Raw genomic sequence first — 23,449 nt, 5'->3', positions numbered from 1 at the left:
CCGCCAGCCGCAGCCCCAGCCGGCGCCGGAGCAGCGGCCGGATGCAAACCGCGCCGGTCAAGCTGCGGCGTTACCGCCCCAAAGCGTGCAGCGCGTGCTTGTACAACCCGGCGGCGTAGTGGCCGAAGCCTTCGTCGGTCGGATGCAGGCCATCGGCATACAAATATTCGAACGGCGGCACCAGTTCGAGGCCGTCCACGACGCGAACCTGCGCGAATCCGCCGACCGCGTCTGCTATGGCGGTACGGACGTCGGCGACCGTACCCGAAGCTTTGATGTCGCCCGATTTGGAATACCAGATCGGCGTAGCAAGCAGCACGGGCACCCCGGAATAACGCGCCGTCAGCCGCTCGAGCAGCCGTGTTGCATTGGCGGCGATGGTTGCGGCCGTTTTATCTTTGGCCCAATCGTTAATGCCGTAAGCGATTGTGATCAAGTCCGGCTCATACGGAAGCTCGGGATCGAAGCTGTCCGGGTCAAAATCGTGGCCGCCGACGCCCTGGTTCAGCAATTCGGCGTTCAGCAGCCGCGCGAGCCTGACCGGGTACGTGCCGGCCGGATTGCGCGAATCGGCGCCTTGCGTGATCGAATCGCCGAGGCACAACAAGCGCAAGCTCGGCCGGTCCTCCGCCGGAGCGACGGATGCGCCCGGAGTCAGCCGGACGTCGGTTACGGTCAGCCAGGCGTACTGCGGCAAAAACACTTCCACCTTGCACGCCACGCCACTGCTCCCTTCGGGCATGCGCGGCTGCAGCTGAAACCGAAGCGTAACGCTGCGGGGCAGCTCGCCGAGCGGATCGCATCCGATCAGACTGGTCCAGCGGTCGTTGACGGTAGCCATCGCATGCAGATGAGTGCGCACGGTGCCGTCGACTTTCAGCTCCAGCTCGAGCCATTCGGCATTCGTCATAAGCGCGATGCTGACGCCGGCCGGGCACAGGGAGCGCACGCGGTACACTTCGCCGATTGCGAAATGATCGAGCTGCTGTTGCGTGAACCGGACGGGTCTTACGCCTTCGGCGGTTTCCTCCAGGCGCAGCAGGTTGCGGTAATAGTCGCGATTTTTCCAAAATGGCGTTTGATTGCTCATCTTCGTTTTCCCTCTCCTCGTCGCATCATACACGCGGTGTTAATCTTCCTCTTACAACACTCTTGCCTGTTCTCTTAGGGAATGCAGGACCTTCGTTGCTCCTTCGATTATTTCTTCTACGTCCTGCTCGGTTAACGTCGGGGCAATTGGCAGGAACGCCGCTCTGGGCAGCAGGTCAATGGCACGAGGGCATAGATCTTCCGTGTATATAACCGGATTTTTGAAAGGGTAATTGAACGGGAAATTGTCTTTATCCGCTGTCCTTTGATTGAAAATGGCTGCTGTCCGATAGGCAGGTTTGCCTGCATACAAGGCGTGAGTGCCGATATTTTCGGCATGCATCGCTTGATTGAACTTATTGGCCGCTTCAGCCGATGGGAATAGGAAGCCCAGATTAGAACCGATTTGGCCATCGTCCGGGTCGGGACAATTGCGAAATTGCAGCTCAGGAAACTGGACGGATAACGCTTGTTTGATAATTGCATGGCTTCGGCGCATAGAGGCGACAATCTCATCAAGCTTGTTGAATTGCTCGAACAGAACCGCGCCTGTGATGTCGCTCATTCGATAGTTTTGCCCTACGAATGCGAACTCTTCATCGGGAGAATCGATACCGTAACGATCCCGATGGCGGACAATGCCTTGGTCATGATAACGTATGGCACGCTCGAACAAGTCAAGATCCCGTGTAACGACGGCGCCGCCTTCACCGCCGGTAATGATCTTGTTCATCTGGAAGCTGAACGCGCCGATATTTCCGATCGTACCGCCATATTGCCCCTTGTACGTGACACCGCACGATTGGGCCATATCTTCGATGACCGCTATGTTCTTGCTCCGAGCAAAAGCCAGGACAGGGTCCATATCGACCGGATTGCCGAGAATGGGCACTACGATGATCGCCTTCACATCTTCGTCGTACACTTGCTCCAGCGCAGCCGGGTCAAGGTTGAGACTTTCGTCGATATCGCAGAATACGGGCACGGCATTGCAGCAGACGACGGCTCCCGGGGTAGCGAGGAATGTATTGGCCGGCACAATAACCTTATCGCCATAACCGATGCCGAGCGCTTTCATGGCTACGATCAAGGAGGCTGTTCCGGACGTTACGCCAAGAGCGTAAGGGATGTTCATCTTGGCGGAGATGGCGTTCTCCAGTTTATCGACTGCCGATTGCGGGTCGGGTGAATAATATCGGAATGGAGACTGCGCCAGAATGACCTTGGATGCGAATTCGGCCTCCTCCTGGCCCATGACCACCGCGCCAGGGTAGTTGGGAGGCAACGGTTTGTTGCGGGCGGGAGTGCCGCCTTCGATAGCCGGCTTTTTCATCGTACAACCTCATTTCATGGTAGATAGTAGGAATTCCCACCCATTGTAACGATTTTCCCGAGCCATGACAATTCAAAATTTTACTGCACATTTCATACTATTTATAGTAGTAAATAGAATTTTCTTGGGGACGATAAGCCGGTTCATTGTTTCTAAAAAACCCAGGAAAGATGAGGAGTCAGAAGGGAAAAGAGGTGCCAGCGGCGTTGGTGTTATGGGCAGCGATGTGCCGTTCTTTCGCATATTCGCTCGGTCAAATGTGCATCTTGCCGGACATGGTTGCGCTAAAGATGTCCCGATCTGTCCTATTCGGTCGCAAATAGGTCAGATACAATTATGGCGTGGAGATTACCTGCGACTGCTGCATGGCTCTGAATTGTGTCGGAGTTAGTCCCGTCCTTTTGGCGAACAAGGTGCAGAATGTTTTCTTGTCGGCATAGCCGACCTCTTCAGCTGTTTGCTGGATGGTAAGGTCGCTTGAGCGCAGCAGCTCTTTGGCTACCTCGATCCGTGTTTCAAGCCGTTTCTGCTCGAAAGAGGTGTTGGAATACTTTTACAAGATGCGGTTCGTTTGTTTCGTACTTACATACAGCTGCCAGCCAAACGCATAGTTAGGTGTGCCAACGGGGCAGGTGCAATGCCGCATGGCAATCTGGCTTGGCCGGCAGCTGCCATGCCGCCAGTGGGGCCGCGCCCGATGCAAGAGAAGCCGGCCTTGTGAAGAAGAGTCGCCTGTCACGGAGCAGGCATTTTGTTTCAAACGCGCCATCCCCTCGTCCGCCAACTAGCCCCATGTAAAATAGGCCCTATTTTCTTGCCTATTTCGCCAAAAACGGGCCGTCCATACGAAATAGCCAGTGATTTCACTGGCTATTTCGCTGGAAGTGCCGATTTGAAGGCGATCGCAGGCAAATAACCAGTGATTCCACTGGCTATTTCCGACAAGCCGCCCGAGATGGGGCGAATAGGCCATTTTTCATGGGCTATTTTGGTTGCCGAGCAGTCATAACCGCCGGCTTTATCAAAAAAAAGCCCGCATTCGCATGCGGGCTTCTTTCCTTCCTTCGCAAATCCAATCAGCACTCCGCGCCTGTCATCTCGTTGGTGAACATGCGCTTGTATTCCTGCGGCGACAGCTTCTTCGCCGATGCCGGCGCGTAGTGGAACTGCAGCGCGCGGCGGCGTTTGTTCGAGAAGTTCGGCGGTGTCCCGTGATGCAGCAGCCCGGAGAAGATAAGCGCCCCGCCCGGCTTCAGCGGCACGGCGACGTCGCGCTGCACGGACACGCTCGTATCGCACAACTGCCAGTCGCGGACGACGAAGTGCGGCACGCCGCCCTCGCGGTGCGAGCCCGGGATCACGTGCATGCAGCCGTTGTCCAGCTCGGCCGGATCGAGCGCGATCCAGATGCCGATGACCTGCCTGTCGTAGGCAAGATTGCCGTAGGCCATATCCTGGTGCCACGGCTTCTCGGCGCCGCCGGTCGGCGGCTTCAGAATCGCCTGGTCTTGAGCCACGACGACCGGTTCGCCGCTAAGCTTGGCCATGGCGTCCAAAATCCCTTGCTGATGCGCAACGTTGTAAAGTCTCGGCTCATGGTCGATGTATTCGGATATTTTGCGTACGGCCAGCTCGCGTTCTTCGTTGGAATGCAGTTCGCTGGACGGCTTGACGAACTGCACGCGCGGACCGGTCACGCGTCCGAACAAAATGTCCATCAGCGCCTCCGTCGACGATTCAATCTCTTGCGGGCTGATCGCATTGTCGACGACCAGATAACCTTCCTGCATAAACTGCCTCACATGGGCGTCCGTAATATCCTGCAAGGTCGCAATCTGCGGGACCGCAACGTTGTCGTACTTGTACAGCGTATCGGCGATGGTGCGCGCGGACTGCGCTTCGTCGCCTTCGTATGCGTAGTAATATTTTCTTTCCTTCATAGCCAACCCCTCCGGCAGGAACTCGTTTGCTTGCATGTTAATCGTAGCATGCCGTTCCCGCGGCGAGGAATGAAGCCATCCGGCGATTGTTTATACTTATCCCGATAAAAGCGGCGCGAAGCTATCGTTTCGGCCCGCCGCCGACATGCGGCCGGGCGGCCATCGCCTTAAGATGGAAATGCGACGGCGGCTGGCCGAAGTGCTCCTTGAACTGTTTGCTGAACAGCGTCACGTTGGCGTATTCAAGCGCATCCGACACTTGCGAAACGTTCATCGCCGTTTCGGTCAGCAGATGCATCGCCCGCTCCAAACGCACTTGGGTGATGTAGGTTTTGAGCGGTTGGCCGGTTACTTTTTTGAATAGCACGCTCAAATAAGACGGGGCCAGTCCGACCGCCGCGGCCAGCTCGTCCAGCGCCATCCGGCGGCCGCCTTCCTCGCGGATGCGCGACATGACGCGCCCGATCAGCTGGCGCTGCTTCGGCGAATGCGCTTGCGTTTCCCGGCTTTCGTTCTGCAGCCGGTACAGCTGCATCAGCAGCAGCTTCAGCCGGCAATCGAATTCCTGCGCCGCCCATAATTTTCCGGCATGGTTGCTATCGAGCGCGCCGTCCAGCATCGTTTCGAACGCAAACGTATCGGGCACAAGCGTGCGGCGATCGGGCAGCTGTCCGGGAACGAACGATTCGCCGCTTTGCGCGTCATGAATGGAGAAGTGGATATAGATCACCGTCAGCCGATCGTCCGGATCCTGTTCGGCAACCGGTTGGTCGCCGGGACGCACCAGCACGCACACGCCTTTATGGATCTCGAACGATTGACCTTCGATGCGCATGCGTCCGGAGCCCGACACCACATACCACATGTCAAAATCGGCCAGCGGCCGCGGCTGCCAGTTCCAGCCCGGCTCGCAGCGCGCTTTGCCGGCGCTGTTGCAGCGGTACAGGACAGTATGGTCAAACGGATGCGGTTGCATGCGATTGTTCATGGAACGGGCCTCTTTTCCGATCATAGTGCCGTTTGGCGCAATGCCCGCGGGCGGTTACACAAATTCGAGCACCTGCGCAGGGCGGTGCAGCTTGGGGTAGTTACTGGCGATGTATGTATTGTACCAGAACGCGTGCAGCGGGCGCAGTCCCGGGCGTTCCATTCGCGTTTGAACATGGCGTCGTTGATGCCGAGCGGCTGTCCGCCGCGGCCGGAGCTTGGGGCTATTCGTTTGCCGTCTGCAAATTCGGAGATCAACGTTTCATACAAATCGAACATAACCGCACGAACGGACATCGTCATCCCTCTCCCGTGATAGCTCATTTGGCAGCGCCAACCAACCTTAACTCCTAGTATTTTACCACATTAGAATTTATAAGTTTCCGGATTTAGCGGAAAAGTCGAATTCTAATTGGCGATAAAACTTACCTTAAAACGCGGTCGCTCATCTTCGATAGGCCTCGATTAGAGTTTTCTCACCACATTAGAATTTATAAGTTTCCGGATTTAGCGGAAAAGTCGAATTCTAATTGGCGATAAAACTTACCTTAAAACGCGGTCGCTCATCTTCGATAGGCCTCGATTAGAGTTTTCTCACCACAATAGAATTTATAAGTTTCCGGATTTAGCGGAAAAGTCGAATGCAGGTGCTGTATGTTCAGATTGTTACACGGATTATGAACATCCTGTTATTGAATTGCCGGCTCCAGCCGGGCAAAGTAAGAGATAGATTGCGGCGCAACGATTCCGCAACCTGCCGCAAGACAGCATCCATTTCAGGGAGGGTAAAGATGGGGAACAGAAAAGTTTTGCTGTGGACAGCCGCAGCGGCATTATCGGTATCCGTGATCGGATGCAGCTCGTCGTCCGACAACAATTCGGGGGCGTCGCCAAGCGCGAGCGCAGGGACATCGCCGAGCGCAAGCGTGGCGCCGGCCGCCAAAAAAGATCCGGTGAAAGTAACGGTCGTCCGGAGAAACAACGGCTACGACAAAAAAAATGAAATCGTGACCAAGGTTCATCAAATCATCCAGGACAAATCCGGCGTCGATCAGCAGATGCTCTTCATTCCGTCCGATCAATACGAAAACAAAGTCAATTTGATGCTGTCATCGGGTGAAGAAGTCGATCTTATTCCCGAGATGACGTACGTCAAATCGGCGGACTTGTACCGCAACGGCGCGATCATTGCGCTTGACGAGCTGATCGACAAATACGGCCCGAATTTGAAAAAAAATATGAACCCGAAATTGTGGCCGCAAGTGATGGTGGATGGCAAAATAGTCGGCATTCCTTCGGAAATTGCCTTCAACGCGCCAAACATCCTGCAAATACGCACCGATTGGCTGAAGAAGCTCAATTTGTCGATGCCGACAACGATCGCGGAGTTCGAGAAGGCGATGGATGCATTCGTGAACGGCGATCCGGACGGCAACGGCAAAAAGGATACGTTCGCCATTTCGACCGGGTTTAATAATCTGGACGAGCTCCAGAACGTATTTGCGCCTTTCTTTATGCCGAACGGCATGTACAAATGGCTGGACGAAAAAGGCGATCTGCAGCCGGCCGAATTGCATCCCGCGTACAAGGACTTGATGGCCAAGCTGCAGGAATGGTACAAGAAGGGCTACATCTGGACGGACGTCATGCTTGCGCAAAGCCAGCAGAAGAAGGAGCTTGTCGCGCAGAACAAGGTCGGGGCGCTTGCCGGCTGGTATTCGGCGATGTTCTCGGGCGGTATGGACGCATTGGTCAAATCGGTGCCCGAAGCGAACTATGAACCGCTGCTGCTTAAAGGCAACGGCGCCAATAAGCTGCAGACGAATCCGGAACTGGTGAATATGATCGTCATCCCCGCCAAATCGAAAAAAGCCGAGGCGGCGATCAAGCTGCTCGATTATTTGGCAACCAACGAAGGCGGCAATATGGCGCTCTTCGGGATCGAAGGCGAAAGCTTCACGAAGCTTGCCGACGGCACGTACGAATTTATCGGCGACAATAAAACCGATACCACCACCGCCAAATACTACGGGACTTATTATTTGTTCGATCGCAGCAACAACCTGGATCGAGCGCTATGGCCGCTTAATTCGTGGGCGTCCAAGCAATATAACACTACCGTGGACAAGGCAAAGAAGTTCCCGACGTTCGACCCTGTCGACAGACTGGTCATTTACGACACTTCCAAATTCAAGTCAAAAGATAAAATCAACGATTTGAACACCTTTATGACGGAACAGAAGGCCAAATTGTTCACGGGAGAAACTTCGGTCCAGGATTGGGACAAAGTGATGCAGAAATGGCTCGATATGGGCGGCAAAACGAACATGGAAGACATCAACGAGCAATATAAGGCGGCAACGAAAAAGTAAGCTTGCGTTTACGTCTGCGCCCTGCCGCCGGAAGGCGGCGGGGCAACAAGGCATAAACCCCGAGGCAGCCGCGATAGCGATAACAGGCAGGAGGGAAACGGTGTGAACAGCAGTTCGGCAGGTGCTGTCGCGCTTAAACGCGGCTTCTTCTCCAACATGTGGAAATACAAGTTTTTATATGCGTTGATACTGCCGGGAATGATCTTTTTTCTCGTGTTTGATTATGTGCCGATGTATGGCGTCGTAATCGCATTTCAGGATTACAAACCGTTCGGCGGCATCAAGGGCATGTTTATCGATCCGAACTGGGTAGGGCTGAAGCACTTCAACGACTTTTTCCATTCGTATTATTTCGGCAGGCTGCTCCGCAACACGGTCGTCATCAGCCTGTACAAGCTCGTTTTCGGCTTTCCCGCCCCGATTGTACTTGCGCTCATGCTGAACGAAGTGAAGCGGGCAAAGTTCAAAAAAGCGGTGCAGACGATCTCTTATATGCCCCATTTCCTGTCGTGGGTTATTATTTCCGGTCTTGTCATTACGATTCTGTCGCCGACCAGCGGGGTCGTGGGCGAATTGGTGAAAAGCTTCGGCGGGCAGCCGATCAGCTACCTCGGTTCGCCCGATTACTTCCGCAGCATTCTGGTCGGCAGCTCGATCTGGTCCGGGATCGGCTGGGGCAGCATCATCTACTTGGCCGCACTGGCAGGCATTAATCCCGAGCTGTACGAAAGCGCGGAAATCGACGGCGCCAGCCGGTTTCAGAAGATGCGATACATCAGCATACCCGGCATTTCCAACATTATCGCCATCCTGTTCGTGTTTCAGATCGGCGGCATTCTGAACGCGGGCTTCGAGCAAGTGCTGCTCCTTTATTCGCCCACCGTGTACCAGGTAGGCGATATTATCGATACGTACGTGTACCGGGAAGGGCTGCTCAACACCAAATATTCGTATTCCGCCGCGATCGGATTGTTCAAAAACGTGGTGGGACTGCTGTTTTTGATCATCGCGAATGTGGTCGTCAAGAGGATGGGGAAAGAAGGCATCTGGTGAAGATAAAAGCGTTCGACATCGTCAATATTATGCTGCTGCTTCTGTTGTCCTTATCCATTATGGCGCCTTTCCTGCTGCTGCTGAACCAATCGCTCATGACCAGCGACGACATTCTTAAATACGGCTATACCTTCATCCCGAAGCATATCGTGGCGGATGCTTATCAATACTTGCTTGTCGAAGAAACGTTTGTTTGGAAAGGGTTTGCCGTCACCTTGTTCGTTGCCGCGGCCGGCACGTTTCTGTCCCTGCTGTTTACATCCAGCCTCGCATACGGCCTGTCCAAAAAGTACTTGCCGTACCGGGGGCCGCTGACCATCTTTGTCCTTGTGACGATGTTTTTCAGCGGCGGATTGATCCCTTCCTACTTGCTGTTGACGAATCTCGGACTGAAGGATTCGCTCTGGGTATTGATCATTCCGGTGCTGATCAGCCAGTGGAATATGTTCCTGATGCGCAATTTTTTCATGGAGCTGCCGGGCGAAATCGAGGAATCGGCGTCGATCGACGGCGCCAATCAGGTGACGATCCTGTTCAGGGTCATCCTGCCCATTTCGCTGCCCGTCCTTGCGACGATCGGCTTGTTCTATGCGGTCGCCTACTGGAACAGTTGGTTTACGGCGTCGATCTATATCCATTCGCAGCATAAGTGGCCGCTTCAGCTCATTCTGCGGCAGATGATCGTCTCGCTCGATGTGACGACGATGGCGGGCGCGTCGGAAGGCGGCGGGTCGCGGTCGGACACCTTGCTGGAGAACGTGCCGAAGGAAGCCGTCAAGGCGGCCACCATTATGATCAGCTCGCTGCCGATTATGTGCGTTTATCCGTTCATTCAGAAATATTTCGTCAAAGGCATTACCGTCGGCTCGCTGAAAGGATAAGCGGCAATCGGAAAGGGTTCGATTCAAAATTCAACCGTTGAGGAGTTTATTTCGTGGGCAAATGGTTATTTTTCGACAGCAGTCGGTTGGAAGAGCACCGGAACATTGAGTTTATGATGCATCAGCCGCAGAAAGCGGCCCATGCGCCGATCTATTGCAGCAACCAGGTGCTCGATATGCCGGTGAGTCTGCATTATGACGAAGAAGAGCAGCAATTCAAGCTGTGGTATATGGAAAATAACGCCGACAAGACGGTGGTGCTGACTTATTGGACGTCGGCCGACGGCTTGCGCTGGGAGCGGCCGCCGCTGCATTTGTTCGGCGAAGCGGACCCGTGCAATACGGTGATGAAAGGGACGGGACAACAAGGTACGTACGGCGTATTCAGTCTGCACCGCGTAATCGTCGACAAGCAGGAGAAGGACCCGGGCAAGAAGTACAAGATGCTGTATTGGGACAAGCCGCGTCTGACCCCGAGCGGCGCTCTTGCCGCCTTTTCGCCCGATGGCATTCATTGGGTCAAGCATGACGAAGACCGCGCGCTGTTTGGCGGCCACGATGCGTTCAATCTGATGCAGGACGCCGATACCGGCCAGTATCGCTGCTACCAGGTGCTGACGCAACGAAGGGAGCCGCAATCGTTCACTGCGACCGACAACATGCCGGGATTCAAGAGACTGGTGCATGTGCGAACGAGCGGCGACTTTGCGACATGGAGCGGCGAACGGCTGCTGTTCGATACGGACGGAGACGATCCCGAGGATATGCAGCACTACTTCTTCCAGGTGACGCGATACGAGGGACTGTATTTGGGCTATCTGACCGCTTACTATTCGGGTGAGCAGAAGGGCGACACGAAGCTGTATTACAGCAACGACGGGTATTCGTGGAACAAGACGCACGGCAGAGCCAGCTTCCTTCCGCACGGCGCGGACGGCGAGTGGGACAGCTGCTGGGCTTCGCTCATCCAGGATCCGATCCGGTTGAACGGCAACCTGATCTTCTACTATCATGGGGTAAACAAGCCGCATAATTGGATTTCATGGAAGCTGGACGAGACGAAATTTCTTCACAGCCACCTGGGGTGGTATACTAATGAACTAGCCAAGGTGGACAACCTGGCCGTCATCGCCCAGGATCGGATGCACGCGCTTGTCAATGATTTGCAGGAGTTGATCGGCGAGCGGCTGAACCGGGAAGAGAAATCCTTTATCAGGGGATTCGGGCTTGCCGTGCTGCGCGAAGACGGATACGTGTCCGTTCGAAGCCGCGGCAAAGAAGGCATGTTCGTCACCGAACCGGTAACGCTGTCCGGTCGTATTGCCGTCAACTGCGATTGCAGCGGCGGGTGGATTTCCGTCGGCTTGCAGGACGAGTCGGGCAACTGGATTGAAGGTTATGAGCCGGAACGGTGCGTGATCGAACGGCAGGACGGCACGGAGCTTGTTTTGCGCTGGAATGAGGACGGGAAGCTGCCGGAACGAAGCGGGCCGGTGAAATTGCTTGTTCGTTTGTCCAATTGCGATCTGTATTCGATTTCTCTGTAGGCAGGCACACAACATGCAATGGGGCGGGTGTTTCGGATGCCTTCCAGGCGCAACGCCTATTTTTATCAACTGACGATCATCTTGCTGCTTATTACGATTCTCCCCTTTCTGGTCGTCAATATGTATACGGTCAGTTCGTTCGTCAGGCAGTCAACGCAGCTGGTGGACGAAAAGAACGATCACGAGCTGATGCGAACCGGGTTTCTGATGGAGCAGACACTGCAACAGATCAAAGAACTGGTTTTGTCCGCCCTGGGCAACGAATTTCGCGCGACGGACGAATCCGCCGCGGGAATCGTAAGCAGTATGAAGCGATCGGATAAATTGAATCGATTGCTCTCCGGCAACAAATACATGAGCTCGATCTTTTTTTACGACGGCACTGACCATTCGATTATGGAAACGGGGTACGGGCTTGTACGGGATTTGCAGACACCGGCTTACGCCTGGGTTCGGGATGAAATCGCCGGCATCGCCAACAATCGCGAAATGAAGGTGACCAGTACGCGCGTTTCGGCCGATCATAGCGGGAAGCCGTACACCATAGCGGTCATTCTGAATATATCTTCCACCTATTTGCTATCCGACTATTTGATTTTCAACATCAATATCGAGAAGCTGTACAACGACTTCCTGAAGCAGTTGAACGTCAATGAGGACATTTACAACTATTACATTGCAGGCGACACAGGGGACATCGTCTTTCACAGAGATTACGCCCGGATCGGAGCCGAGGCGCCAGGTCGCGACACGTACGACATTGCCGTTAATCGATATCCGCTCGGCAGCATGCAGTGGCAGTTGATCGGCGAAGTAAACACGCAGAAGCTGTACAACAAAGTCGAAGCCTACAAGCGGCGCATGCTGATCATGTTGGCCGTGCTGGCGGTCGCACTGCTTGCGCTCGTTCTGCTTGCATCGAAGCAGCTGTACAGACCGATTCAATATATTATGGCCAAATTGCGCAGCGGCGCGCCGCACGGCAAGTTCGGCAAGCAAGGGGAATTCGAATATATCAGCTCAACCTTCGATCACATGATGGACAGAACGGCGCGGCTGGAGAGCCATCTGGAGCGCAGCGAGCAATTGCTCAAGCGGACGCGTCTGTTCAATATGATCAAGAACAGGCATAAGCTTGCGTCTCCTCTGACGGATCGCGAAACGGGCGAGTTTGACCGAAATTTGATTGTCGCGGTATTCAAGATCGACAAGCGAAGCGAAGAAGCCTGGGATGAAGAAGCGTTCCCGCAATATGTTTCCGATCATGTTTCAAGCGTATTCCATACGCTATTTTTCGCATCCGATCCGCATGAATATATCGCCTTGTTTCATCTGCCGGACGAGGATGTGAACCGGTTTGTCGTCGATTTGATTCTATGTTTCGACGAGCCGATGCTGGAGCGTCTGACGGTCGGTATCGGCAACATGGCGGCCGGCATCGATCAGCTTCACCAATCCTATACCGAAGCGCTGTATGCCGCCAACATCGGGAGGATCTATTCCGGCTCGAACCGGATCTACTGCTATAGCAAGATGCCGGCGGATTACAATGCCGCTGCGCGGCACGCGAAGGAATCGACGCTGGACGAACTGGAGCTCGCGATCAGGCAGCGCAACGAAAAAGCCTATACCGGCCTGCTTGAGCAAATGTTCGCCGACAATATCGGCATCGCCGAGTACAATCTGAACTTCTACATGACGGTTTCCTTGCTGATCAAATTATACGAACGGGACAGCGCGCACTTTCTCGACGAAATCAACGAGCATATGGCGCACAACGGCATTATGAACGCAGCGTTCGTGAAGAACTTTTTTTTCTCCAAATTCCATGATTTTCATCGCGAATATAAGGCTTTCAAGGAGGTCAGTCCGTATGTGGCCCAAATCGACGGCTTTATCGAAAGCCGTTATCACGACAACGTCTCGCTGGACGACTTGTCCGATCATCTGGGCATTACGAAGCAGTACATTTGCAGTTTGCTGAAACAAAGCTGCGGCACCACTTTCGTCGATTATTTGAACCAATACCGGATCGAAAAAGCGAAGCAGCTGCTTGAGCAGCAGCCGGCGAAAATCGGCGAAATATACGAAAGCGTCGGTTTCAATAGCAAAAGCTATTTCGCTAAAATATTCAAGCTGTACACCGGCATCAGCCCGAGCGAATATCGCGAGCTGGCATTGAACCGGAATCGATCGAGCTGAACGACGAAGCGCAAGATCGCGCATATCCGTCACGCCCTGCGGCATAGCCGTCAGGGCTACGCCCGTTTAGTCATCTCCTGCAGTGCAACTTCCGAACCTCCAACGTCTGAAATCGGCAAGGTGTGGTTTGTTTTTTACTGTTTCGGCTATTCAGGACGTGATTTCTGTGCTAATATAAACACAAACAAAGATAAACAAACGTAAAACCAACATCATCGCAACAATCGCAAAAACTTTTAGGAGGTAACAAGTATGGTAGCGAATTTGTGGGACAACGGTAAAGCGGCGCAGCTGAAAGGCGGCCTGGACGAGCTGGTGTACCGCTCGAATCTGCTCGGCACCGATCGTGCGGTGGCGAACTGGGGCGGCGGCAATACGTCGATGAAGACAACGGTGCAGGATTTCCGCGGCCGCGACGTGGAAGTCATGTGGGTGAAAGGCAGCGGCTCCGACCTCGGCACGATGAAGGCGGGCAATTTTACCGGGCTGCGCATGGACGACATCAGGCCGCTGATCGAGCGCGACGAAATGACCGACGAAGAGATGGTCGCTTACCTCGCCCATTGCATGATCGACGGCAAACATCCGCGCGCCTCGATCGAAACGCTGCTGCATGCGTTCCTGCCATTCAAGCATGTCGACCATACGCATCCGGACGCGATCATCAGCCTGTGCTGCGCGGATAACGGCAAGGCGCTGGCCAAAGAAATTTACGGCGACCGTTTCGTGTGGGTGCCTTACGTTCGTCCCGGCTTCACGCTGTCGAAGATGATCGCCGAAGGCGTGCGCAACAATCCGCAGGCCGAGCTCGTGCTGATGGAGAAACACGGCCTCGTCACCTGGGGCGACACCTCGGAGGCGGCTTACCATAAGACGCTGGCGATCATTCAGGAAGCGGAAAGTTTCATTGAAGCGCGCGTGAACAAGGATACGCTATTCGGCGGCCGCAAGTCCGCTCCGCTCGCGGAGGAAACGCGCCGCGACATTCTCGCGCAAGTGATGCCGGTCATTCGCGGCGAAGTGAGCGCGGACAAACGCATGCTGCTCACGTACGACGACGCGGACGACGTGCTGGAGTTCGTCTGCAGCAACGGCGGAGCCGAGCTGTCGCAAGTGGGCGCCGCTTGCCCGGACCACCTCGTGCATACGAAAATGACGCCGCTGTTCGTCGACTGGGACCCGGCCTCGGGCGACATCGAAGCGCTCAAATCGGCGCTCAAGACGCAAATCGCCGCGTTCAAGGAAGAGTATGTGCGCTACTTCGAGCGCAACAAGAACGAAGGCGATGCCCTCGGCGAGACGGCGCCGCGCGTCATTCTTATTCCCGGCGTCGGCATGGTCAACACGGGCAAAACGTGGTTCATGGCGCAAATCAGCGGCGCGCTGTATCATCGTGCGATCGCCGTCATGCGCGGCGCCACGGCGCTCGGCTCGTTCGTGTCGCTCAGCGAAAACGAATCGTTCAACGTCGAATACTGGCCGCTTGAGCTGTATAAGCTGACGCTGGCTCCTGCGGAAGCGGAATTTTCGCGCCAGGTGGCGTTCGTTACCGGCGGCGCCGGCGGCATCGGCAGCGTGACGTGCAAGCGGCTCGTTTCGGAAGGCGCGCACGTCGTGATCGCCGACCTCAACCTTGAAGGCGCGCAGAAAACCGCGGCCGAAATCAACGCGAAGTTCGGCGAAGGCCGCGCCGTTGCGGTGAAGATGGACGTCACGCAGGAGGATCAGGTGGCTGCTGCATTCCGCGATTCCGTGCTCGCTTACGGCGGCGTCGATATTATCGTCAACAACGCGGGTCTCGCGACCTCCAGCCCGTTCGACCAAACGTCGCTGAAGGAATGGAACCTGAACATGAACGTGCTGAATACGGGATATTTCCTCGTGGCGCGCGAAGCGTTCGTACTGATGAAGAAGCAGGCGATCGGCGGCAGCATGGTGTTCGTCGGCTCGAAAAACTCCGTCTACGCCGGCAAAAACGCGTCCGCCTACAGCACGGCCAAAGCGGCGGAAGTGCATCTGGCGCGCTGCATCGCGGCGGAAGGCGGCGAATTCGGCATCCGCGTCAACACCGTTCTGCCGGACGCGATTCTGCAAGGCTCGCAGATCTGGAATTCGAACTGGCGCAACGAACGCGCCGCGGCATACGGCATCGAACCCGATCAGCTCGAGGAATACTATCGCAAAAGAACGACGCTGCTCGTCAATATTTTTCCGTCCGATATCGCCGAAACGATTGCATTCCTTGCCTCCTCGCGTTCGGCCAAAACGACAGGCTGCATGATTACGGTCGACGGCGGCGTACCTGCGGCATTCACCCGCTAAGCCGGATCGGCGGCGCGATCCCGCGGTCCCAAGCTGCTGGAAACGGCGTTGCCGCTTATATATATCATTCGAGGAGGAAATAAGACGATGAGCGCCAAAGCGAAAGGACATTTGCTCTGGATGTTTCCCGACGGCTACATCCCGCCGACCAGCATGGGGACACTGACGAGCCACGAATCGATCTGCATTCTGAACTGCAACGAGCAGGCGGCGAATTTGGCGATTACGATTTATTTTGAGGACCGCGATCCGATCGAACGCATTCCGGTCGTTTGCGGCGGCCGCCGCACGTATCACATCCGCACGGCATCGCTCGAGAAGAACGGCGAAAAAATTCCGACCGACGTCCCGTACGCCATCGAAGTGGAAAGCGACGTGCCGGTCATCGCCCAATACAGCCGTCTCGACGCGACCCAACCGGCGAATGCGCTCATGTCCGTCGTCGGCTATCCGATCGTCTAAATTTTCGATCACAGCATACAGACAAAATTCAAGCGCGTGACAAAGGCGGTGTGAGCTGGTGAGCAGCCGACCAGACAGTGGAAAAGAAAGCGGCGCGACAAGCGTGCTCGCGTTCGATCTCGGCGCGAGCAGCGGCCGGGCGATCGTCGGCCGGCTTGCGGACGGCAAGCTGACGATGACGGAAGTGCACCGGTTCGCGAACGAGCCGGTGGCGGTAGGCCATCATTTGCATTGGGATATTTTGCGGTTGCTGCACGAGATCAAACAGGGGCTGCTGAAAGCGAAGCTTGCAGGCTATCATGACATCGACGGCATCGGCATCGATTCGTGGGCGGTCGATTTTGGCTTATTGTCCGCGACAGGCGAGCTGCTCGGCAATCCGTACCACTACCGCGATCGCCACACCGAAGGTTTGATCGAGGAAGTGTGCGGCGTGCTGGGCAAGGAGCGGATTTATCGTTCGACGGGCATTCAGTTTCTGCCGTTCAATACGATCTATCAGCTGCGCGCCATTCAGAAGGCCGGCAATCCGATTCTCGGCCAGGCGAAGCATCTGCTGATGATCGCCGAGCTGTTGCGCTATTTCCTGACAGGCGCGGTGAAGAGCGAATACACGATCGCCACGCACAGTCAGCTGCTCGACGCGACGGCCCGCACGTGGGACGCCGGGCTGCTGGAAGGGCTCGGTTTGCCGGCGTCGATTATGCCGGACATCGTCGAGCCGGGCACGATCGTCGGCGACTTGCTGCCGTCGATCTGCGAGGAGCTTGGCGTGCCGTCCGTGCCGGTCATCGCCGTGGCGGAGCACGATACCGCTTCGGCGGTTGTGGCGGTGCCCGCGGCGGAAGGCGACTTCGCGTACTTGAGCAGCGGCACCTGGTCGCTGCTCGGTACGGAGCTGCCGGCGCCGGTGCTCACGGACGAAGCGATGCGGCTCAATTTTACGAATGAGGGCGGCGTGGAGCGGACGTATCGGCTGCTCAAGAACATCATGGGCTTGTGGCTCGTGCAGGAATGCCGCAACGAGTGGGAGAAAGAAGGCAAGCGGCGCACATTCGCGGAACTGGTGAAGGAAGGGGAGCAGGCGGAGCCGTTCGTCAGCCTGATCGATCCCGATCATGCCGACTTTATGAACCCGCCGCATATGCCGCGGCAGATCGAAGCGTTCTGTCGCGCTACCGGGCAGCCGGTACCGGAGACGGAAGGCGCGATGATCCGCTGCGTGCTGGAAAGTCTGGCGCTCAAGTACCGTATGGTGCTAGACTATACGGAGCGGCTGTCGGGGCGGCGGTTCCCGGTGCTGCATATCGTCGGCGGCGGGTCGAACAACGAGCTGCTGAACCAGTTTACGGCGAATGCGATCGGCCGCAAGGTCATCGCCGGACCGACCGAAGGCAGCGCGATCGGCAACATCGCTGTGCAGTTGATGGCGCTCGGCGCATTGAACGGGCTTGCCGAAGCGCGCGCCGTCATTCGCGACTCGTTCCCGCTGCAAGCATACGAGCCGCGCGAAACGGAAGCGTGGACAGCCGCTTACGAGCGGTTCCGGCGGCTGGTTGGGTAAGCGCGGAGGGCAGGCAGGGGCTCAAGTGTCCGGGAACAGGGAGCTGCGAGACTATTGGCACGGGACGACTTTTGATCAAAATCAGGGGATCACCGAATGGGAATTCAAATATCGGTTATACAATGGTTGCTTGATTCCGACCCTTCCATCCGGTGGCAAGTTATGCGCGACCTGCTCGGTGCCCCCGAGGAGGAGGTCGCAGCCGAGCGCGCGCGTGTGGCCACCGAGGGCGTTGGCGCTCGGTTGCTCGCCCTGCAGGGAGCTGACGGGTTGTGGGCCGGCGTCGAGTGGAACCACGGGTGGAACTCCACGATGCACGTCCTGTCGCTGCTGCGAGAACTCGGTCTTGATCCCGCGAGCGATGAGGCGCATCGAGCAGTGGGTCTGGTCCGCGAACGAGTGACGTGGCGGGAATGGGGAGACAATCCCTTCTTCGCGGGCGAAGTCGAGCCGTGCATCAACGGGCAGGTCGCTTCAAGCGGCGCCTACTTCGGTCAGGACGTCCAGCGAATCGTCAACCGACTGCTCGGCGAGCAGTTGCCCGACGGCGGCTGGAATTGCGAGGCTGCCAACGGTTCGATGCGGTCGTCGTTCAACACCACGATCTGCGTGCTGGAAGCGCTGCTCGAGTATGAATTGGCCGGCGGGAGCAGCGGCGAGGTGACCGGGGCCAGACTCCGCGGGCAGGAATACCTTCTCGAGCGCCGACTCTTTCGGCGGCGGTCGACGGGTGAGCCGATCGAGCGAGATCGCAAGGGCGGAGCCGACTGGACGCGTTTCTCTTTTCCGACCTGGTGGCACTACGACGTGCTGCGGGGACTCGAGTATCTGCGCAGAGCCGGCGCCACCCCGGACGAGCGTGTGGTCGAGGCGATCAAGCTGGTAGAGGCGAAGCGGGATGGCGACGGCCGATGGCCGCTCGAGTACCGGCATTCCGGTACGATGGCGGTCGAGGTGGATGAGGGCGTGGGCCGACCAAGCCGGTGGAATACACTGCGCGCTTTGCGGATATTGGATTGGTATTCGGCAGGCAAGTCATAACTTGCCGTTGCAGTCAACGCGCCAAATCGATACACACGGAACTGCGAAACAGGGAAACGAGACTGTGGGACATACAGGGGGAGGAGGGAGCGTTATGCTCGTAGCGGAACGGCTTCACAAGATCGTGCAACTGGTCAATGAGCGGGGCAGCATTCGCGTGTCGGAGCTGAGCGCCATATGCGAGGTCACCGAAGAAACGATTCGCCGCGACCTCGACAAGCTCGAGAGCGAAGGGAAGCTGCTTCGCAGCCATGGCGGGGCGATCAGCGTGAAGGATACGCAGGCGGAAACTCCCTACTCCGAACGGGAAATCATGAACGCCGAGCAGAAGGAGCGGATCGCCGAAGAAGCGATCACGCACATTCGGCCGCATGACCGGATTGCGCTGGACGCCAGCACGACGGCGTGGTGGATGGCGAAGAAGCTGCCGGACATCCCGCTCACCGTGCTGACCAACTCGATCAAGGTGGCGCTGGAACTGATCGGCAAGCAGCAGATCGAAGTCATTTCGACCGGCGGCATCCTGACGCCGCGGTCGTTGTCGTTCGTTGGCCCGCTCACCGAGCGGTCGCTCGATATGTATCACGTCGACAAGCTGTTCATTTCGTGCAAAGGCGTGCATCTCGACCGCGGCTTGAGCGAGTCGAATGAAATGCAGGCGCTCACCAAACGCAAAATGATCGCCCACGCCGACACCGTCTTTCTGCTCGCCGATTCGAGCAAGTTTGGGGTGCAGGCGTTTGCGCAAGTGGCAGCCTGGCAGGCGATCCACCACGTCATCACCGACGAGCGGATCGACCCGGCCAGCATCGATCGGCTGCGCGACCTGCAGGTGCAGGCACATGTGATTAAGCTGTAGGCCGGGTAAGCGGCAAATAAGCGAAGGCCCGCATCCTTTCGGGATGACGGGCCGTTTTTTGTGAGCGCAGGCGTGATCCGGTAACTCCAGCCACTCAGCCACTCCAGTAACTCCGGTAACTTCAATAAATCCAACTACTCTAGCTACCATAGTAACTCCTGCGACTTCAGCGACTCCAGCAACTCCAGCAACTCCAGCAACTTCACCAATCCGAGCAACTCCTGCCACTCCAGCCACTCCCAAACCGCCGCCCCTTTCAAAATAAGCCACATTTCATGGCCTATTTCACCAAAAATAGCTACTCTCACCAAAATAGCCAGTGAAATCACTGGCTATTCCGCTAAAAAAGTCGATTTGGCGGCAGTTTGGGCCCGATAGCCAATGTTTTCACTGGCTATTTTCGTTGGCGCGCGTGAAATCGGGCAAATAAGCCATTTTTCATTGGCTATTTGGCTGACGGGTCTGGCGCCGCGGCCGACCAACCAGCGCCACCCGGCTCCGGCTCCGCTAACCGCCGGAAGCCGTCGCCTCCGGCTCGACAGCATTGTTGCCGCCGGTCGCGGCAGGTTCTGCCGCGGTTCGCTCCTTCGGCAGCAGCCGTTTGAACAGCAGCTTCAGCAGCGGCGGCACGGCGAAGAAGATGAACCAGGTGCGGAACAACTGGTAGCAGCTGACGATGGCGATGTTGGCGTCGATTTCTTTGGCGATGATGCCCATCTGGTCCATGCCGCCCGGCGCCATGCTCAGAAAAGCCGTCGCCGCGGAAATGTGGTGCATATGCGCGAGCAGCGCACTCAGCCCAAGCGAACCGGCGATCAACACGACGCTGCTGACGAGCGCCGACAGGATGACACGCGATTTGTTCGCCAAGCTTTCCGGCTTGAGCATCAAGCCGACATACGCGCCGATCAGCAGCTGCGCCCCATCCAGGATGCCGACGGGAAGCGCCGGACCGTGCAGCCACGTCAAATGCACGACGGCCGTGCCGATCATCGGCCCAAGCAAATAAGCGGCGGGAAACCGTATCCGCTGGGCCAGCGCGGCGCAAACGACACAAACGACGGCGAACGGCACGATGCCGGGAAACAGCTGCGCCCAACCGGCGCCGACAGCAGGGGCGGCCGCCTCCACCGCCTGGCGGGAAACGCCGAACAGCGGGCTGAACACAAGCTGCGGCACGCAGAAAATAATCATCATCAGCCGCGACACTTGCAGGAACGTAATAACCGTCAGGTCGGTTCCTTTGGTTTCTTCGCCGAGGATGATCATCTGCGACAAGCCGCCGGGGATGCTGCCGAGCAGCACGGTCGGCAGCGACTGTCCGGACAGTCTGGCGATGAACAGGCTGACGATGCCGCAAAACAGCAGCAGCAAGCTTGTCATGAGCAGCATCGTCGGCAACTGCCGCCCCATCTCGCCAAGCGTGCCCGGCGTAAAGGAAAGGCCAAGCGAATAGCCGATGACGATCATCGCCGTGTTGCGCATCGCGGATGGCCATAACGGCTTCACCCGCTTGATGGCGCGCGTGCCGATGAAAGCGAACACCATCGGCCCGAGCAGCCAGGGGAGCGGGGAATGGATGAGCGTAAAGACAACGCCGCCCGCAAGCGAAATGAGCAGGGTAACGAGAAAACGCGTCATAACGACGCGGCCAGCTTGGAGATCCGTGCGTTGACGCCGGTTCGCAGGCAGCCGCCGTGATAGCAGATGACGGTGTCGACATCGAATTCCGTCAATTTCCGCAGCGACTGCAGCGCTTGCGGCAAAATCGGCGTATACGCCGGAATCGGTCCCTGCAGCTCGCCGCCTACGATCACCATCGCGTCGCCGGCGATCAGCGTTTTGCTCGGGCGATGGTACAAGCTGACATGGCCGGGCGTATGGCCCGGAGTATGAATGACTGTCAAGCCGCCGGCGATCGGCAGCTCATCTCCGTCTGCGAACGTACGCGTCACGTTGGGAGCGTTCGGATGCAGAAACGTCGCCTCGAACCCGCTTCGTACTTGCGCAGGCATCGATTCAAGCAGCGTCGCGAGCCGTTCCGGCGATACTTTCAGCATCGGCCCGGTGCCGTCGATGGCGGAGCGGTCTTCATTATGGGCGTAAACGTCCATAACGCTGCCCTCCGCATTCCGAAATCCGGGCAATCCGCCGATATGGTCGATGTCCTGATGCGTCAGCAGGATGGCGCCGAGCGGGCGGTCGCCCATCCCGGCCGCTTGCGCCAGGTCGCAGATAAGAGGCGCGTTTCCGGGCAAGCCGGTGTCGACCAGATACCACCGTTCGTCGTCGTACAGGATCGTCGGGCACAAAGTTCGGTTGCCCGCGTTCAATTCAAGCATATCGATGCCGGCAGCTATTCGCATCCGTATCGCCGATTCTACCGCGTGCGTCAAGCCGAAACGCAGCACGGAGATTCGGCCACCTCCTTCGCGCATGAATAAAAACCGTTAAGTTCATTATAGAACTGAGCAGTTTTTAGTGTCAATGCGAAACGTTGACGTTCCGCTTTCGTTCGTGTAAATATGGAATGGGGGGATCGCGATGGAAGAGGCGAAAAAAACGATCATTTTGGAAACGGCCATCGACTTGTTCCGGACCAAAGGGTACAGCGCCGCGTCGATGCAGGATATCGCCGAAGCGTGCGGGATGGCCAAAGCCAGCATTTATAAGTTTTATGCGTCGAAGGAAGATCTGTTCACTGCCGCCTTCGTCGCGTGCCATCAGACGATGCTCGATCAGGCGGCCGCGCTTGACGGCGACGATAGCGGGACAAGCCTTGCACCGAAAGAGAAGCTGCGCCGGAAGATCGAATTCCAGCTGGGCTACACGATCGCCAATCACTTGTTTATGATCGACTTCAAGGAACTGCCAATCGCGACAAACGAACATTTCATCGCCGTCTGGAAACGCAAGAAAGCGGCTCTTCACGCCTGGCGGCGCGAGCTGCTGATCGAGGCGTACGGGGAGCGGATCGAGCCGTACATTTGGGATGTGGTGGCGATCTTCCGCGGCATTCACATCGAATATTTGGCCTACGTGCAGCAGAAGGTGATCGCGCTGCCAATGGCGGAGCTGGCGGCGTTCATCGTCGACCGGCTGGACGCCCTGGTCGCGGACTTGCTGCGAACGAAGCCGAAGCCGATTCTCGACGCGGGCAACGCGCAAGTCAACTATTTGAACCCGAGCGATCCGGCGGCTCGCCGCGATACGGTCCGCCGGTTGCTCGAAGGCATGAAGCGGATCGTGCGCGAGCTGCCTAAGCCGGACGATACGCGCGCCGAGCTCGGGCGTGTCGTGACGATGCTCGGCGAGGAGTGCGGCCGCGAGCAGGCGAACCCGACGCTGATCCGCGTGCTGGACGCCTACTTGAACGCCGTGCCGGAGCTTCGCCCGTCGCTGCGCCATTTGCGCTACTTGTTGGGAGAGCCGGGGGAACAGGAACAGCGCCCGTCAACAAAATAAGCCATGAAAACTGGCTTATTCGCCCCATTTTCGGTGCCGTCAAGTAGTTTGTGTAGTAGGTTCTTCCATCGGGACGATGGAGGTCATTTGTTTGGTGTAAAAGGTTGTGGGCGGCCGTAGCCCAAGCGAAGGCGCGGGAGGTTATTTTTTTGCTCCGTAGCGCGCGGTGAACATTTGTTCGAGCGCGGCTTTCGTGTCCACATCTGCGAAGCCGCGAATCGCTCGACCACACCATGCCTCGTTGTAGTCAATGGCTTGCAGGTAAATGATCTTCTCCGCAGCTTCGATGTTCGTGAGGCTGTTCATGGGCTTTAGTCGCTTGCGGATTTCCT

At 56.9% G+C, this 23,449-nt stretch carries 18 protein-coding genes and 2 pseudogenes; 11 read left to right on the top strand and 9 right to left on the bottom strand.

Annotation, left to right across the window (positions count from 1 at the left end; all coding sequences use genetic code 11):
• Positions 1-70 precede the first annotated feature (70 nt).
• From EXY20_RS09995 to EXY20_RS09975, 5 genes and pseudogenes are all read right to left on the bottom strand, one after another.
• Positions 71-1,090 (bottom strand): SGNH/GDSL hydrolase family protein, encoded by a 1,020-nt coding sequence (locus tag EXY20_RS09995; protein ID WP_135550389.1) that lies wholly within the window; start codon positions 1,088-1,090, stop codon positions 71-73.
• A gap of 51 nt (positions 1,091-1,141) precedes the next feature.
• Positions 1,142-2,422, bottom strand: a complete 1,281-nt coding sequence (locus EXY20_RS09990; protein ID WP_135550387.1) for a DegT/DnrJ/EryC1/StrS family aminotransferase — start codon at positions 2,420-2,422, stop codon at positions 1,142-1,144.
• Positions 2,423-2,756: 334 nt separating this feature from the next.
• Positions 2,757-2,960, bottom strand: a pseudogene (locus tag EXY20_RS40615) (helix-turn-helix domain-containing protein); the annotation flags it as partial.
• A 538-nt stretch (positions 2,961-3,498) separates the two neighbouring features.
• Positions 3,499-4,362 (bottom strand): phytanoyl-CoA dioxygenase family protein, encoded by an 864-nt coding sequence (locus EXY20_RS09980; RefSeq protein ID WP_167859134.1) that lies wholly within the window; start codon positions 4,360-4,362, stop codon positions 3,499-3,501.
• A gap of 121 nt (positions 4,363-4,483) precedes the next feature.
• A complete protein-coding gene (locus EXY20_RS09975; protein ID WP_167859133.1) occupies positions 4,484-5,350 on the bottom strand; it encodes an AraC family transcriptional regulator in 867 nt (288 codons plus the stop codon).
• 790 nt (positions 5,351-6,140) lie between these two features.
• Here EXY20_RS09975 and EXY20_RS09970 point away from each other — a divergent pair.
• From EXY20_RS09970 to EXY20_RS09925, 10 genes are all read left to right on the top strand, one after another.
• Positions 6,141-7,721, top strand: coding sequence for an extracellular solute-binding protein (locus EXY20_RS09970; protein ID WP_167859132.1), 1,581 nt, complete (start codon positions 6,141-6,143; stop codon positions 7,719-7,721).
• A gap of 102 nt (positions 7,722-7,823) precedes the next feature.
• Positions 7,824-8,774, top strand: coding sequence for an ABC transporter permease (locus EXY20_RS09965; RefSeq protein ID WP_235885543.1), 951 nt, complete (start codon positions 7,824-7,826; stop codon positions 8,772-8,774).
• Positions 8,771-9,655: a carbohydrate ABC transporter permease gene (locus tag EXY20_RS09960; protein WP_235885541.1), complete on the top strand. Its 885-nt coding sequence runs from the start codon at positions 8,771-8,773 to the stop codon at positions 9,653-9,655. The genes EXY20_RS09965 and EXY20_RS09960 overlap by 4 nt, the downstream gene beginning before the upstream one ends.
• Before the next feature lie 53 nt (positions 9,656-9,708).
• Positions 9,709-11,202: a hypothetical protein gene (locus EXY20_RS09955; RefSeq protein WP_135550379.1), complete on the top strand. Its 1,494-nt coding sequence runs from the start codon at positions 9,709-9,711 to the stop codon at positions 11,200-11,202.
• A gap of 36 nt (positions 11,203-11,238) precedes the next feature.
• The gene (locus EXY20_RS09950; protein WP_167859131.1) at positions 11,239-13,404 is read left to right on the top strand and encodes a helix-turn-helix domain-containing protein; all 2,166 of its coding nucleotides are present in this window, start codon (positions 11,239-11,241) and stop codon (positions 13,402-13,404) included.
• Positions 13,405-13,656: 252 nt separating this feature from the next.
• Complete coding sequence (locus EXY20_RS09945; RefSeq protein WP_135550375.1) at positions 13,657-15,726, top strand: bifunctional aldolase/short-chain dehydrogenase; 2,070 nt, start codon at positions 13,657-13,659, stop codon at positions 15,724-15,726.
• 87 nt (positions 15,727-15,813) lie between these two features.
• The gene (locus EXY20_RS09940; RefSeq protein WP_135550373.1) at positions 15,814-16,188 is read left to right on the top strand and encodes a sensory rhodopsin transducer; all 375 of its coding nucleotides are present in this window, start codon (positions 15,814-15,816) and stop codon (positions 16,186-16,188) included.
• Positions 16,189-16,246: 58 nt separating this feature from the next.
• Positions 16,247-17,752: a rhamnulokinase gene (gene rhaB / locus EXY20_RS09935; protein WP_135550371.1), complete on the top strand. Its 1,506-nt coding sequence runs from the start codon at positions 16,247-16,249 to the stop codon at positions 17,750-17,752.
• Between the two features lie 162 nt (positions 17,753-17,914).
• On the top strand, positions 17,915-18,793 hold the full coding sequence (locus EXY20_RS09930) for a prenyltransferase/squalene oxidase repeat-containing protein (RefSeq protein WP_207671245.1): 879 nt from the start codon (positions 17,915-17,917) through the stop codon (positions 18,791-18,793).
• A 94-nt stretch (positions 18,794-18,887) separates the two neighbouring features.
• On the top strand, positions 18,888-19,652 hold the full coding sequence (locus EXY20_RS09925; RefSeq protein WP_135550367.1) for a DeoR/GlpR family DNA-binding transcription regulator: 765 nt from the start codon (positions 18,888-18,890) through the stop codon (positions 19,650-19,652).
• Between the two features lie 143 nt (positions 19,653-19,795).
• Here the strand turns inward: EXY20_RS09925 and EXY20_RS09920 are convergent, their stop codons facing one another.
• The 3 genes from EXY20_RS09920 to EXY20_RS09910 form a co-directional block, all read right to left on the bottom strand.
• Positions 19,796-19,981: a hypothetical protein gene (locus tag EXY20_RS09920; RefSeq protein WP_135550365.1), complete on the bottom strand. Its 186-nt coding sequence runs from the start codon at positions 19,979-19,981 to the stop codon at positions 19,796-19,798.
• Between the two features lie 178 nt (positions 19,982-20,159).
• Entirely contained in the window at positions 20,160-21,293 is a 1,134-nt protein-coding gene (locus EXY20_RS09915) for an AbrB family transcriptional regulator (RefSeq protein WP_135550363.1), read from the bottom strand.
• A complete protein-coding gene (locus EXY20_RS09910) occupies positions 21,290-22,063 on the bottom strand; it encodes an MBL fold metallo-hydrolase (RefSeq protein ID WP_235885539.1) in 774 nt (257 codons plus the stop codon). The genes EXY20_RS09915 and EXY20_RS09910 overlap by 4 nt, the downstream gene beginning before the upstream one ends.
• Positions 22,064-22,196: 133 nt before the next feature.
• On the opposite strand from EXY20_RS09910, the gene EXY20_RS09905 reads away from it, so the two are divergent.
• Positions 22,197-23,117 (top strand): TetR/AcrR family transcriptional regulator, encoded by a 921-nt coding sequence (locus EXY20_RS09905; RefSeq protein ID WP_135550360.1) that lies wholly within the window; start codon positions 22,197-22,199, stop codon positions 23,115-23,117.
• Positions 23,118-23,258: 141 nt separating this feature from the next.
• On the opposite strand, the pseudogene EXY20_RS09900 reads toward EXY20_RS09905, so the two are convergent.
• Positions 23,259-23,449, bottom strand: a pseudogene (locus EXY20_RS09900) (IS256 family transposase); the annotation flags it as partial.

It is taken from the genome of Paenibacillus cymbidii (assembly GCF_004764705.1).
GTDB classification, from domain to species: Bacteria; Bacillota; Bacilli; order Paenibacillales; family NBRC-103111; genus Paenibacillus_AN; species Paenibacillus_AN cymbidii.
Note: the sequence above shows the minus strand (reverse complement) of the source record. Positions and strands in the feature narration are given on the sequence as shown.

Excerpts from the sequence above, each read along its gene's own strand:
- EXY20_RS09995 (WP_135550389.1), bottom strand. The coding sequence starts at position 1,090 with ATGAGCAATCAAACGCCATTTTGGAAAAATCGCGACTATTACCGCAAC.
- EXY20_RS09990 (WP_135550387.1), bottom strand. The coding sequence starts at position 2,422 with ATGAAAAAGCCGGCTATCGAAGGCGGCACTCCCGCCCGCAACAAACCG.
- EXY20_RS09980 (WP_167859134.1), bottom strand. The coding sequence starts at position 4,362 with ATGAAGGAAAGAAAATATTACTACGCATACGAAGGCGACGAAGCGCAG.
- EXY20_RS09975 (WP_167859133.1), bottom strand. The coding sequence starts at position 5,350 with ATGAACAATCGCATGCAACCGCATCCGTTTGACCATACTGTCCTGTAC.
- EXY20_RS09970 (WP_167859132.1), top strand. The coding sequence starts at position 6,141 with ATGGGGAACAGAAAAGTTTTGCTGTGGACAGCCGCAGCGGCATTATCG.
- EXY20_RS09950 (WP_167859131.1), top strand. The coding sequence starts at position 11,239 with ATGCCTTCCAGGCGCAACGCCTATTTTTATCAACTGACGATCATCTTG.
- EXY20_RS09945 (WP_135550375.1), top strand. The coding sequence starts at position 13,657 with ATGGTAGCGAATTTGTGGGACAACGGTAAAGCGGCGCAGCTGAAAGGC.
- EXY20_RS09940 (WP_135550373.1), top strand. The coding sequence starts at position 15,814 with ATGAGCGCCAAAGCGAAAGGACATTTGCTCTGGATGTTTCCCGACGGC.
- EXY20_RS09930 (WP_207671245.1), top strand. The coding sequence starts at position 17,915 with ATGCGCGACCTGCTCGGTGCCCCCGAGGAGGAGGTCGCAGCCGAGCGC.
- EXY20_RS09925 (WP_135550367.1), top strand. The coding sequence starts at position 18,888 with ATGCTCGTAGCGGAACGGCTTCACAAGATCGTGCAACTGGTCAATGAG.
- EXY20_RS09915 (WP_135550363.1), bottom strand. The coding sequence starts at position 21,293 with ATGACGCGTTTTCTCGTTACCCTGCTCATTTCGCTTGCGGGCGGCGTT.
- EXY20_RS09905 (WP_135550360.1), top strand. The coding sequence starts at position 22,197 with ATGGAAGAGGCGAAAAAAACGATCATTTTGGAAACGGCCATCGACTTG.